Genomic DNA, 11,528 nt, shown 5'->3' with positions numbered 1-11,528 from the left:
GTCAGGTGTGATCAACCATATCGATAAATGGTAGGAACTGGGGTCGCGCTGGGAAGCCGAGGACAGCCGATGTGGGGCCGCCTTCCCGTCGGAGGCGGCACCCACGTGAAACGACCCCTATCGCAGCTCTCCAGTCCACCAGCGGTCAGGCGGTTCCCACCCATCCCCTCGTCCAGCGTCTACCTCCCCCGCAAGCGGCACCGTGCATCGATTTCCGCCCGTTTCCCGCTAACCCCTTGTTCCCGTTAGCGCCCGAAATTTTTCCATCCCCACCCTGCCAGCATGCCCGAAACTACATCCGGTCAAACGGGAGCCGGAGATGGGCTGGAGGGCAAAGGCGGGGAGGCAACAGGCGCACAAGGCGAGGATCGTCATGCGCCTGTTCTCGATCGCCGACATGGCCGAACAGGCCGCCGGCCGCTCGTTCTGGGTCCGCTGGTGCGTGCTGTGGGCCGCCTGGCAGGCGAATGCGCTGCTGAGCGCCTACGTCGCTGGCACGCTCCGCAGCTTCGCACGCAGACCCTGGACGCCGGTCATGATGCCGGCAGGCTTCGGCAGCAATCCCTTCGATGCGGAGGACCTTGCAGATTCGCTCAGGGCATTCGGGCTCTACATGCAGGCCATCGCGGCATACCTGTGCCGCCTGTCGTTCCTGCACCGTGGGCAGGCCTCCGACGAGGCCGGCAACGAGGGCGGGGCGATCCATGGCCTGGGCGCGTTCATCGAAAGACTTGCAATCGCCGCCGCCGTGCCGGTCGAACCCCCCGACACGTCCTGAGCGCCTTCAGACGCAGTCTGTCCCGCTTCCGCCCGCGCAAAGCCTGCACGGGCGACGCCTTCGCGCGGACAAAGGTGAACTATCCTTGGCCCTGGCCCCCGCGCGGCGTCATCCTCGGGCTTGTCCCGAGGATCTGCTGTCGCTGGCGAGTTTCCATCACTGTTGAAGCGCTCATGCGCCGCAGATCCTCGGGGTGAGGTGGCGGTTCGCCCATCGGGCGAATTGCAAGGTCCAGTGGACCTTGCAAAGCCAATCGAACGCCCGAAGGACAGGCCCGAGGATGACGAAAGCGCGTGCCTCGTGGACGCCGCGTCTCCGTGGAAGCCGCCGCGCCGCTCAGCCCTGAGGCATGAACGCCTCGACCCATTCCTTCGGAAACCGCCGCGGCCGGCCGTTTTCGGAGACGATCGCCGCCTCGATCTTGGCTTCGACCAGCACCTGGCCGTCGCGCGACAGTTTCTGCGCCATGAAGATGCGCGCGCCGGAGACGTTTTCGGTGATCGTGTCGATCGTCAGCACGTCGTCGATCTTGGCCGAGCCCTTGAAGTCGATCTCCATGCGGCGCACCACCCAGACCAGCTTCTCGCCGTGCTTGCCGTCGGCGAGCTCGGTGTGGTGCACGCCCGCCAGCCGCAGGAAGTCGGAGCGGCCGCGCTCGAAGAATTCGAGATAGCGCGCATGGTAGACCACGCCGGAGAAATCCGTGTCGGCGTAGTAGACCCGCACCACGTGGCGGTGGCCCGTGGCCGTCAGCACGCCCGCGAGGGGGATTGCGTCGGGCGCGCCCGATTCACCATGATCGGCCATTCGACTTTCCTTTCCCTGCGCCGCCTGACAAAGACGGAGCGAACCGGAGGCGGACCGGATGCCATTTCTCGTGCGGACGATCAAGCGGGCGCTGACGGCGGCGGCCGTGGCGCTGGCATTCGCCGCGCCCGCCGCCGCCGCCACCTTCGAGGCACATCGCGGCATCAACCTCGACATCTGGACGACCTGGCCCGACGAAAGCCGCTGGAGCGAACGCGACGCGATCCTGCCCTTTCCGGAATGGCGCAAGTCCGTCACCGAGGCCGACCTCGCGGCGCTGAAGGCGGCGGGCCTCGATTTCGTGCGCATGCCGGTCGATCCCTCGCCGTTCCTGTCCTCGGAAACGGACGGGCTGCGCGACGACCTGTTCGCCTCGGTGCTCGAGTCGGCCCGCATGGCCAATGCCGCCGGCCTCAAGGTGATCGTCGACCTGCACCTGATGCCCGCCGGCTCCAACCGGTCCATCGGCATGGGCCAGGTGATGCAGGACCCGGCCCTGTTCGACCGCTATGTCGAGCTGGTCCGCCGGATGGGCCGCACGCTGGCGAAGGAAGACCCCTCGCGCCTCGCCTTCGAGCTGATGAACGAGCCGACGCTTGCCTGCCAGGGCGCTGAGCAACGGGACTGGGAGGACCGGCTGACGCGCATCTTCGCCGCCGCGCGGGCGTCGGCCACCCGGCTGACGCTGGTCCTGTCCGGAAGCTGCTGGGGCACGGCGGAGGGCCTTGCGGCGCTCGACCCGAAGATCGTGCCCGACGCCAACGTCATCTGGAGCTTCCACTCCTACGCGCCGTTCCTGCTGACGCATCAGGGCGCGACCTGGGCGGGCGATTTCATCCCCCACGTCACCGGGCTTCCCTATCCGCTCGACGCCCTGCCGAAGGCCGATCTCGACGCGGCGGTCGAGACCATCCGCGCCACCATCCGCCGCGACGCGCCCTGGGCGCGGCGGTCGGGCATGCTCGCCTATCTCGACGAGCAGCTCGCTGCCCTCGACACGCCGGACAAGCTCGCGGCGGCGCTGGCGCAACCCTTCGAGCTCGTCGAGCGATGGGCCGAAAAGAACGGCGTGCCGCCCGCCCAGATCATCCTCGGCGAGTTCGGCATGATCCGCCAGGAATACGGCACCCGGACCGTCGTGCCGGCGCGCTACCGGGCGGCCTACCTGCACGACATGATCTCGCTGGCCGAAAAGCGCGGCTACGCCTGGTCGATGTGGGGCTACGGCGGCGCCTTCGGCGTCGTCGAGGAATTCGACGGCCGCAAGGCCGAGCCGGACGTGATGGACATGATCCGCGGGCTCGGACGTGGCGGCTGAGAACGGTCTTTTCCGGGTCCAAGTTTGTCTGGCGGCGAGGAGGGCTAATAGCGCTACAGGCAGCCGTGCTCGTGCTCGAAGCCGGTTGCTTCCGCCAAGCTATCAGCGGAGTCGAACGCTACGACGACGTAGTGCTTGATCTGGCAGGGAAAGCGGTCGGCTTCGCGAACGTAGACGTCCTTTCCGAGCTCGATCTCGCTGCGGTAGCGCCAGGCAGTCGTCTCGGTCGCCCGCTCGAATCCGGCCTTCAAAATCGAACGTTCGACGCTCTGTCGATCGGCGTGGTTCTGAAGCGGCTCGGGCGTCAACGGCACTGGCGTTCCCCAGACGGTCGACTGAGACATTATCCGCTGAGTGAGAGAGTTTGCGAGAAGCTCCGGACGGGCGGTCATCCAGATAACTGCTGATAGGACGGCGATCGCAAGTCCGGTTGCGCTCAGCAACAGGATCCGTCGAAACCCCATCACTCGTCCTCGAACAGCGTCGACTGGACAAACGTCTCCCGCGGCGCCTCCAGTCCCAGATGCCGCCAGGCGATCGCGGTCAGCACCCGTCCGCGCGGGGTGCGCTGGAGGAAGCCCTGCTGGATCAGATAGGGCTCGATGATGTCCTCGATCGCATCGCGCGGCTCGGACAGCCCCGCGGCGATCGTCTCGACGCCCACCGGCCCGCCGCCGAAATTGCGGGCGATCATCGAGAGATAGCGCCGGTCGAGCGCGTCGAGGCCGAGGCTGTCCACTTCGAGCCGCGTCAGCGCCTCGTCGGCGATCCGCCGCGTCACCTCGCCGGAGCCGGCCACCGTGGCGAAATCTCGGACGCGCCTCAAGAGCCGGCCTGCGATGCGCGGCGTGCCGCGGGCGCGTCTGGCGATCTCCAGCGCGCCGTCGTCGCTCATCGGCAGGCCGAGGATGCGCGCCCCACGCCGCACGATCAGCTCCAGCTCCTCGACCGTATAGAAGTTGAGCCGGACCGGGATGCCGAACCGGTCGCGCAGCGGATTGGTGATCAGGCCGAGGCGCGTCGTCGCCGCGACCAGCGTGAACTTCGCCAGGTCGATCTTCACCGAGCGCGCCGCCGGGCCCTCGCCGATGATCAGGTCGAGCTGGTAGTCCTCCATCGCCGGATAGAGGATCTCCTCCACCGCCGGGTTCAGCCGGTGGATCTCGTCGATGAACAGGACGTCGCGGTCCTCCAGATTGGTCAGCAGCGCCGCGAGGTCGCCCGCCTTGGCGATCACGGGGCCGGATGTCGAGCGGAAGTTGACGCCCATCTCGCGCGCCATGATCTGCGCCAGCGTCGTCTTGCCGAGCCCCGGCGGCCCGACGAAGAGCACATGGTCCAGCGCCTCGCCGCGCCCCTTGGCGGCCTCCACGAACACCTTGAGATTGGCGCGCGCCGCCGCTTGGCCGACGAACTCGTCGAGCGTCTGCGGCCGCAGCGTCCCGTCCGCGTCCTCACCGCGTTTGTCGCCCGAGACGAGGCGGGGGGAGAGGGTCATGCGAGGAGTTCCATGGCGGGGACCGCCTTTGCGGCACGTGTGTCGAAGGTGACCGTCGCAGAGCAGCCGGCGCGTCGGGCGCAATAGGAGATCAGATGATCGGCAAGCTCGCCGCGATCCGCATCGGCAATTATCGTCGACAGCTCGTCTTCATCCTCGAACGCCAGCTCCCTCGTCTCGAGCAGCGTCGTCACGAGCGAGAGAATTTCGCTTCGGCTGCGGCCGTAGCGCTGGCGCAGCGTCCACACGAATTCCACCAGGACGATCAGGCTGATGAAGGCGGGATCCTCCGGGGTTCGTGAGCCGAGGAAGCCGCTCGCCTTTGCAAACTGGTTCTCGTCGTCGCGCATGACGAAGCGAAGGAGTATGTTGGTGTCCAGCGCCTTCACGTCTTCTTCCCGTGGAGATCGTTCCACTCCCGAACGATCCGTTTGTCATCCTCGGCCAGAGCTTCCCCGATCGCCTCATCTAAGTCCTCGATCGCGGCGCCCGCGCCGACGGTCGGCGTGCCCAATATGCCGGCGAGATCGGCGATGTTCCTGTTCTTCGGCCGCGCGACCAGTTCGCCATCTCGAACCGAGATATAGAGCTGCGTGCCCGTCGCGAGCTTCAGCTCGTCGCGAACGTCCTTCGGGATCGTGAGCTGTCCTTTCGAGGACATGGTAGCAATAAATCCCATGGTCCGACTCCAACCAATTCTCCTTACTCGTGTAGAGTAGTAAGGAGCACGATCCATAACAATCCTATCGCGCCAATTCCTTCAGCCCGAGCCGGATCAGCTTGGCCGAATCCGCTCCCTCGCCGGCGGACTTGACCGCGTTCGCCACGGCCGTCGCGGCCACGTCGCGCGAGTAGCCGAGGTTGACCAGCGCCGAGACGGCGTCAGCGACCGGTGCCGCTGCAACCCCTTCGCCGAGCTCCTGCATCAGGCCGATCGTGCCGCTCGGCGCGCCGGAGAAGGCGGGCGCCTTGTTCTTCAGTTCGATGACGATGCGCTCGGCGACCTTCTTGCCGACGCCCGGCGCGCGCGAGACCATCGCGATGTCCTTCAGCGCGATCGCATTGGCGAGGTCGGAGGGCGACAGCGTCGACAGGATCGCCAGCGCCACCTTGGCGCCGACGCCCTGCACGTTGCTGAGCAGCAGCAGGAACCATTCGCGTTCCAATGCCGAACCGAACCCGTAGAGCCGGATCATGTCCTCGCGTACATAGGTCTCGATGTGCAGGATGACCGCCTCCCCTGGAGAGGGGAGCGCGGCCAGCGTGCGGGTCGAGCAGTAGGCGACGTAGCCGACGCCGTGCACGTCGACGATGCAGTGGTCCTCGCCGATCTCGTCCACCACGCCCTTGAGCTTGCCGATCACGTCAGGTGCTCCTGATTCTCGCATGGACGATTCCGCCACCGGCGGGGTCCCCCATCGCCTTGCACGAGGCCTGGAACAAGTCAAGAACGCGGTCATCGGAGACCGCTTGCTCGAGAGAGGGTTTCTCAACAAGTGGGTGCTACTGTGTTGCGGATTCTCGAGGAATGAACATGCAATCAAGCGCGGCATTGAGCATCGGGTTGCCGGTGGTCCTGTGCATCGTCATGCTGGGCTTGGGGCTGTCGCTCAAGCTCGACGATTTTCGCCGCGTCCTGCAGCAGCCGCAGGCGGTGCTGATCGGACTGTTCTGCCAGATCATCATCCTGCCGATCATCTGCTACGGCCTGACCTACGCATCCGGACTTCCGCCGGCGATCGCGGTGGGAATGATGCTGCTGGCCGCCAGTCCCGGCGGCACGTCCGCGACGCTCTACACGCATCTCGCGCGAGGCGACGTGGCGCTCAGCATCACCTTGACCGCCCTGACGTCCGTCCTGTCCATCGTCATGGTGCCGTTCATTGCCAACTTCGCGCTCGCCCGGTTCTATGGCGAAGCGTCGGCGGTATATCTGGAACTGAGCCTGGTGGCGCAGATCTTCGTCATCGCGGTGGTTCCAGCCATGATCGGCGTGCTTGTCCAGAGCCGCTACCCGGTCCTCGCACGGCGCCTCGATCGCCCGGTCAAGTTGCTTGCGACGCTGTTCCTCGCAGCCATCGTCATCTTCGCGCTGGTCAGCCAGTGGGGGCTCGTCGTGACCTGGGGCGTCACGATCCTCACCGTGGTCCTGCCTTTCAACCTGATGAGCCTGGCAGTCGGCTATCTCGTCCCGCGGCTGTTCCGGATCGAGTATCGCCAGGCAATCGCCCTGGCCATGTCGATCGGCGTGCACAATGCCGCGCTGGTGATCGCGATCGCCCTCTCGGAGCAGATGCTCAACAATCCCGAGATGGCCATACCGCCCGCCGCCTACGGGCTGCTTGCTTACATCACCAGTGGCGTGCTGGTCTGGGTGGTGAACCGGCGTCAGGCGGTTGCGGCCAAGCGGTCGCCGGACTGACGTCACCTCAGGTCAAGGCTGCGATGCGATAGGCGGCGCTCTGGCGGTGATGCGCGTGGCAGATCGCGATCGCCAACGCGTCGGCGGCGTCGTCGCTCTCGAACGTCGCCTTGGGCAGCAGCACGCGCACCATCATGCGGATCTGCGCCTTGTCGCCATGTCCGACGCCGATCACCGATTTCTTGACCGCGTTGGGCGCGTATTCGGCCACTCGCAGCCCGGCGCGCGCCGGCACCAGCATGGCGATGCCCCGCGCCTGGCCGAGCTTCAGCGTCGAAGCGGGATTGGCGTTGACGAAGGTCTGCTCGACCGCGGCTTCCTCGGGCGCATACTGGCCGATGATCGCGTAGATGCCGTCATGGAGCTGGCACAGCCGGGCAGCCAGGTCTTCCCTGTCGTCGGACGTGACGGTGCCGGAGGCGACGAAACGCAGCGCATTTCCCTGGCTCTCGACGACGCCCCATCCGGTGCGTCGAAGCCCGGGGTCAAGCCCGATGATACGAATCGCCTCTGCCATGCATCCATCCTTACCGCTGTGGGGACGTCATGCCAGCGGAAAGTGAACAAACGGGAAACATCTGTCTGTGTCAAAGGACTTCGGCGAGGTGGCGCGTGCGTCTTGCGCGCGGGCCGTCTACAGGTTGCGTGCAGCGAGAGGTGCCCATGCAATTGCCATCGTTCGACGGCCTGTTTCTGATCCTCGCCGTGACGGTGCTCGTCGCCGGCTTCGCCCGCGGTCTGTCAGGCTTCGGCACCGGCCTCATCGTCGCGCCGGTCGCGGGAGCTCTCTACGGACCAAAAGCCGCATTCGTGATTCTCGTCATCATCGATTCCCTGCCGACGATCCCGGTCACGATCCCAGCCCTGCGGATAGCCGTCTGGCGCGACGTGCTGCCGGCAGTCGCGGGGCTGATGCTGTTCATCCCGGCGGGGGTCTTCATCCTGACCATCGCCGACCCGGTTGTCCTGCGATGGTTCATCTGCATCGCAATCCTTCTGTGCGCCGTGGCCTTGTGGCGCGGCTGGCGATATCGGGGCGAGCGCACCCCGCCAAAGTCTTTCGGCGTCGGCGCGATGGCCGGCGTGCTGTCCGGGATCGCCCAGATTCCGGGTCCGCCAGTGCTGGTCTACTGGCTGGCGTCGCCTTTGCCGTCGGCGATCATTCGCTCCAACCTTCTGTCGCTATTCTTCATTTCGGAACTGATGTCCTTCGCGACCGCGTGGACGTCCGGCCTGTTCGAGGCTCCCGTCGTCGCCATCGCATTGGGCGCTACGCCGGTCTATTTTGCCGGGCTGCTTGCCGGCTGGGCCGCGCACGGCCGTACGAGTGATGCGCACTACAGGCAGATTACGCTGTCGCTGGTGGTTCTGTCTGCGTTCCTGGCGCTGCCGTGGTCGGACATCGCGTCCGCTGCCGGGCTTTGACCGTTCAGCCGCGTGCGAAAGCCGTGTTCAGGAGCATGATCTGGTCGGAGACCGGATTCGATGTGCGCGGCGGCTGTGCGATCACGGCCGCGGGTGCGCCGTAGATCTCCTCGTCCATGCGGCGGATGAGCGACTGGAGCTTCAGCGAGCGATGGACGAGCGCGACGAAATCGCCCGGAAGCTCGGGCCAGCCCGGCGCATTGTCCTGGGCAGAGGCCGTGTCCAGCCGCACCTTGGATTTCTCCGAGGCGACCTGATCGCGCGTCATCTCGCCGGAATTGGCCGCGCGCTGCAGCAGCAGCCAGGAGGCGATCTGCATCAGGCGGGTGGTGAGCCGCATCGATTCGGCGGCATAGAGCGTCGCGGCGATGCGCGACAGGCGCTTCGCCTCGACCCGGCCCTGGCCGTCGAGATATTCGGCCGCCTGTTCGACCAACCCCATGCCTTCATTGTAGAGCGGCTTGAAGGACGGCGAGAAAATCCTGCGCTCTGCGAGCCTTATGGTCTTGGCCCCCTCCGCGCCAGCGTCATTCATCGTTACGAACCCCTGCACACCCTGACGGGACCCTCCGACTCAGCGTCAGGATCCGCGTACCCACCCCTATACGGCACCGCGGGCGGAGGATGCTCCGGCCGCGTCGCGAACGCAAGCGCATGTTTAACAAACGGTTAACGCGCGTTCGGGCGGCAAAAAAAGAGCCGCGGTAAAGCGGCTCTCAGGAGTTAACAGGGAGGCGTCAAACAGGGTGGCTCCAACCACCCGGCAAGAATCCAGATCACTGGATGAACATAGTAAACATCCGTAAAGCCTAATGGACGGTTAACGCCCGGCGTTTCTGCGCGAAACGTTTGCGGCTGCATCCCGAAGTATCACCCGCGTAACCATGTCCCACGCCGCGCCGACAAGCGGCCGATACCTGCCCGGTGGTAGGTCGCCGCCGCTCCGGAGCGTCGGCAATGACCGGCGACGGACCATGCAACGTTTTTCAAGGTGCTGAGATGGACTGGTATTCGATCGTCAAATTCGGACATGTGATCTGCGCGCTCATCTGGGTCGGCGGCGGCTTTGCGATGATGCTCAACGGCGTGTTCGCCGTCAGGGCAGGGGATGCGGAGGGCACCATGCGCGCGATCCGCCTGTCGTCGGACCTCGGCGGAAGGCTGATGGTTCCGGCCTCGATGCTGACTCTCCTCTTCGGCCTGGTCCTGTGCTGGTTCTGGGTCGGCTTCACCGACCTGTGGATCGTCATCGGTCTTGGCGGCTACGCTGCGACCTTCCTGATCGGGCTGTTCTATTTCAAGCCGACATCGGAGCGCGTGGCGGCGATGGTCGAGCGCGACGGCATCACCCCTGCCGCGCTGGCCGACGGCAAGGCAATGCTCAGGGTCGCGCGGTTCGACTATGCGGTCATGATCGTGGTGGTCGCCGACATGGTGTTGAAGCCGACCTTCGGCGACACGGTCCTGCTCACGGCCATGGCGGTCGTGCTGCTGGCCGGAGCGGCGGTGGCCTTCGCCCCTTGGGGCGAGACGGCGCCGTCGGAAGCCTGACCGAGCGTCCGGCGCCGGCCCGTGCGGGCCGGCGTCAGCCCGCTTTCGCCATATCGCGCAGCCGGAACTTCTGGATCTTGCCGGTCGAGGTCTTGGGGATCTCCGAGAAGATCACCGCCTTCGGCACCTTGAACCGGGCGAGCAGGCCGCGGCAATGATCGAGGATCTCGGCTTCGGTGGCCGTCCTGCCCGGCTTCAGCTCGACATAGGCCACCGGAACCTCGCCCCACTTGTCGTCATGGCGGGCCACGACGCCGCAGGAGGCGACGGCCGGGTGCTTGTAGAGCGCGTCCTCGACCTCGATCGAGGAGATGTTCTCGCCGCCGGAGATGATGATGTCCTTGGAGCGGTCCTTGAGCTGGATGTAGCCGTCCGGATGCATCACGCCCAGGTCGCCGGAATGGAACCAGCCGCCTTCGAAGGCCTCGTCGGTGGCCGCCTTGTTCTTCAGGTAGCCCTTCATGACGATGTTGCCGCGGAACATGACCTCGCCGATCGTCTCGCCGTCGGCGGGCGTCGGCTGCATGGTCTCCGGGTCGAGCACGGTCAGCCCTTCGAGAGCGGCATAGCGCACGCCCTGGCGCGCCTTCTTCGCCGCGCGGCCGTTCTTGTCCAGCGCGTCCCATTCGGAATGCCATTCGTTCACCACCGCCGGGCCGTAGGTCTCGGTCAGGCCGTAGAGATGCGTCACCGCGAAGCCGGCGTCGGCCATGCCCGCCAGCACGGCCTCGGGCGGCGGTGCTGCGGCGGTGTTGAAGGTCACCGTCTGCGGGAAGTCGCGCTTCTGCTCATCCGGCGCGTTGATCAGCGTCGACATGACGATCGGGGCGCCGCACAGATGCGTCACGCCATGGTCGGCGATGGCGTCGTACATCGCCTTGGCGCGCACCCAGCGCAGGCAGACATGGGTGCCCGCGGTCACCGCCAGCGTCCAGGGAAAGCACCAGCCGTTGCAGTGGAACATCGGCAGCGTCCAGAGATAGACGCAGTGCCTGGCCATAGCGGCGTGGATGGTGTTCGCATAAGCCATCAACGCCGCGCCACGATGATGGTAGACCACGCCCTTCGGGTTGCCGGTGGTGCCCGACGTATAGTTGAGCGCAATCGAGTCCCATTCGTCGTCGGGCATCGACCACGCGAACTCCTCGCTGCCTTCAGCGACGAAGGCTTCGTAGTCGATCGAACCAATCCGGTCGCCCTTCGGATAAGGAGCATCCGCGGCGTATTCCGGATCGTCATAGTCGATGACCAGCGGCTTCACCTTGGCGAGCTTCAGCGCGTCGGCGACAATGGCCGAGAATTCGCGGTCGACAATCAGGATTTTCGTCTCGGCGTGGTCGAGCTGGAAAGCGACGATCGCCGCGTCGAGGCGGGTGTTGAGCGAATGAAGCACCGCCTTCACCATCGGCACGCCGAAATGGCATTCGAGCATCGGCGGCGTGTTGGACAGCATCACTGTCACGGTGTCGCCCTTGCCGATGCCCCGTTTCGACAGCGCGTCCGCCAGCTTCAGCGAGCGGCGCCAGAAGTCGCGGTAGCTGGTGCGCGAGCTGCCGTGGATGATCGCGACGTGATCTGGATAGGTCCGCGCCGCTCGCTCCAGATAGGTCAGCGGCGTCAGCGGCTGGTGGTTCGCCTGGTTGCGATCGAGACCCTGCTCGTAAGGGTTCTTCATGTTGTCCTCCCGCAGTCCTTCCTCAGGCTAAAGCACAAAGTCCGCCGGCCGTCA

14 protein-coding genes are annotated in these 11,528 nt (G+C 65.8%); 5 read left to right on the top strand and 9 right to left on the bottom strand.

What is annotated here, in order from left to right; genetic code table 11:
* Positions 1–319: 319 nt before the first annotated feature.
* Positions 320–778 carry a hypothetical protein gene (locus B9Z03_RS26565; RefSeq protein WP_139832401.1) on the top strand — a complete coding sequence of 153 codons (459 nt, stop codon included), beginning with the start codon at positions 320–322 and terminating at the stop codon, positions 776–778.
* 336 nt (positions 779–1,114) lie between these two features.
* Here the strand turns inward: B9Z03_RS26565 and ybgC are convergent, their stop codons facing one another.
* Positions 1,115–1,585: a tol-pal system-associated acyl-CoA thioesterase gene (gene ybgC / locus B9Z03_RS26560; RefSeq protein ID WP_085466982.1), complete on the bottom strand. Its 471-nt coding sequence runs from the start codon at positions 1,583–1,585 to the stop codon at positions 1,115–1,117.
* Positions 1,586–1,643: 58 nt separating this feature from the next.
* Here ybgC and B9Z03_RS26555 point away from each other — a divergent pair, with 58 nt between their 5' ends.
* A complete protein-coding gene (locus tag B9Z03_RS26555) occupies positions 1,644–2,903 on the top strand; it encodes a glycoside hydrolase family 5 protein (protein WP_085466981.1) in 1,260 nt (419 codons plus the stop codon).
* 53 nt (positions 2,904–2,956) lie between these two features.
* On the opposite strand, the gene B9Z03_RS26550 is transcribed toward B9Z03_RS26555, so the two are convergent.
* The 5 genes from B9Z03_RS26550 to ruvA all read right to left on the bottom strand — a co-directional run bounded on the left by B9Z03_RS26550 (position 2,957) and on the right by ruvA (position 5,765).
* On the bottom strand, positions 2,957–3,217 hold the full coding sequence (locus tag B9Z03_RS26550) for a hypothetical protein (protein WP_176247648.1): 261 nt from the start codon (positions 3,215–3,217) through the stop codon (positions 2,957–2,959).
* Between the two features lie 149 nt (positions 3,218–3,366).
* The gene (gene ruvB, locus B9Z03_RS26545) at positions 3,367–4,401 is read right to left on the bottom strand and encodes a Holliday junction branch migration DNA helicase RuvB (protein WP_085466979.1); all 1,035 of its coding nucleotides are present in this window, start codon (positions 4,399–4,401) and stop codon (positions 3,367–3,369) included.
* The gene (locus B9Z03_RS26540) at positions 4,398–4,790 is read right to left on the bottom strand and encodes a PIN domain-containing protein (protein WP_085466978.1); all 393 of its coding nucleotides are present in this window, start codon (positions 4,788–4,790) and stop codon (positions 4,398–4,400) included. Before B9Z03_RS26540 ends, ruvB begins: the two co-directional genes overlap by 4 nt.
* On the bottom strand, positions 4,787–5,080 hold the full coding sequence (locus tag B9Z03_RS26535; protein WP_085466977.1) for an AbrB/MazE/SpoVT family DNA-binding domain-containing protein: 294 nt from the start codon (positions 5,078–5,080) through the stop codon (positions 4,787–4,789). Before B9Z03_RS26535 ends, B9Z03_RS26540 begins: the two co-directional genes overlap by 4 nt.
* Positions 5,081–5,144: 64 nt before the next feature.
* Positions 5,145–5,765 (bottom strand): Holliday junction branch migration protein RuvA, encoded by a 621-nt coding sequence (gene ruvA, locus B9Z03_RS26530; RefSeq protein ID WP_085466976.1) that lies wholly within the window; start codon positions 5,763–5,765, stop codon positions 5,145–5,147.
* A gap of 164 nt (positions 5,766–5,929) precedes the next feature.
* Between ruvA and B9Z03_RS26525 the strand changes: the two genes are divergently transcribed.
* Entirely contained in the window at positions 5,930–6,823 is an 894-nt protein-coding gene (locus tag B9Z03_RS26525) for a bile acid:sodium symporter family protein (protein ID WP_244561853.1), read from the top strand.
* Positions 6,824–6,830: 7 nt separating this feature from the next.
* On the opposite strand, the gene ruvC is transcribed toward B9Z03_RS26525, so the two are convergent.
* Positions 6,831–7,340, bottom strand: a complete 510-nt coding sequence (gene ruvC / locus B9Z03_RS26520; protein WP_085466975.1) for a crossover junction endodeoxyribonuclease RuvC — start codon at positions 7,338–7,340, stop codon at positions 6,831–6,833.
* Positions 7,341–7,486: 146 nt separating this feature from the next.
* Between ruvC and B9Z03_RS26515 the strand changes: the two genes are divergently transcribed.
* Positions 7,487–8,248, top strand: a complete 762-nt coding sequence (locus tag B9Z03_RS26515; protein ID WP_085466974.1) for a sulfite exporter TauE/SafE family protein — start codon at positions 7,487–7,489, stop codon at positions 8,246–8,248.
* A gap of 4 nt (positions 8,249–8,252) precedes the next feature.
* On the opposite strand, the gene B9Z03_RS26510 is transcribed toward B9Z03_RS26515, so the two are convergent.
* Positions 8,253–8,783 carry a protease adaptor protein RcdA gene (locus B9Z03_RS26510; protein WP_085466973.1) on the bottom strand — a complete coding sequence of 177 codons (531 nt, stop codon included), beginning with the start codon at positions 8,781–8,783 and terminating at the stop codon, positions 8,253–8,255.
* A gap of 464 nt (positions 8,784–9,247) precedes the next feature.
* Between B9Z03_RS26510 and B9Z03_RS26505 the strand changes: the two genes are divergently transcribed.
* Complete coding sequence (locus tag B9Z03_RS26505; protein WP_085466972.1) at positions 9,248–9,799, top strand: DUF2269 family protein; 552 nt, start codon at positions 9,248–9,250, stop codon at positions 9,797–9,799.
* A 34-nt stretch (positions 9,800–9,833) separates the two neighbouring features.
* Here the strand turns inward: B9Z03_RS26505 and B9Z03_RS26500 are convergent, their stop codons facing one another.
* Positions 9,834–11,474, bottom strand: coding sequence for an acyl-CoA synthetase (locus B9Z03_RS26500; protein WP_085466971.1), 1,641 nt, complete (start codon positions 11,472–11,474; stop codon positions 9,834–9,836).
* Between the last annotated feature and the right edge of the window lie 54 nt (positions 11,475–11,528).

Origin of the sequence: Mesorhizobium australicum (assembly GCF_900177325.1) — a bacterium.
Classification (GTDB): Bacteria; Pseudomonadota; Alphaproteobacteria; order Rhizobiales; family Rhizobiaceae; genus Mesorhizobium_A; species Mesorhizobium_A australicum_A.
Note: the sequence above shows the minus strand (reverse complement) of the source record. Positions and strands in the feature narration are given on the sequence as shown.

Bases quoted from the DNA above. Each gene is read 5' to 3' on its own strand.
- ruvB (WP_085466979.1), bottom strand. From the start codon at position 4,401: ATGACCCTCTCCCCCCGCCTCGTCTCGGGCGACAAACGCGGTGAGGAC.
- B9Z03_RS26510 (WP_085466973.1), bottom strand. From the start codon at position 8,783: ATGAATGACGCTGGCGCGGAGGGGGCCAAGACCATAAGGCTCGCAGAG.
- B9Z03_RS26505 (WP_085466972.1), top strand. From the start codon at position 9,248: ATGGACTGGTATTCGATCGTCAAATTCGGACATGTGATCTGCGCGCTC.
- ybgC (WP_085466982.1), bottom strand. From the start codon at position 1,585: ATGGCCGATCATGGTGAATCGGGCGCGCCCGACGCAATCCCCCTCGCG.
- B9Z03_RS26525 (WP_244561853.1), top strand. From the start codon at position 5,930: ATGAACATGCAATCAAGCGCGGCATTGAGCATCGGGTTGCCGGTGGTC.
- B9Z03_RS26555 (WP_085466981.1), top strand. From the start codon at position 1,644: ATGCCATTTCTCGTGCGGACGATCAAGCGGGCGCTGACGGCGGCGGCC.
- B9Z03_RS26500 (WP_085466971.1), bottom strand. From the start codon at position 11,474: ATGAAGAACCCTTACGAGCAGGGTCTCGATCGCAACCAGGCGAACCAC.
- B9Z03_RS26535 (WP_085466977.1), bottom strand. From the start codon at position 5,080: ATGGGATTTATTGCTACCATGTCCTCGAAAGGACAGCTCACGATCCCG.
- ruvC (WP_085466975.1), bottom strand. From the start codon at position 7,340: ATGGCAGAGGCGATTCGTATCATCGGGCTTGACCCCGGGCTTCGACGC.
- B9Z03_RS26565 (WP_139832401.1), top strand. From the start codon at position 320: ATGGGCTGGAGGGCAAAGGCGGGGAGGCAACAGGCGCACAAGGCGAGG.
- B9Z03_RS26515 (WP_085466974.1), top strand. From the start codon at position 7,487: ATGCAATTGCCATCGTTCGACGGCCTGTTTCTGATCCTCGCCGTGACG.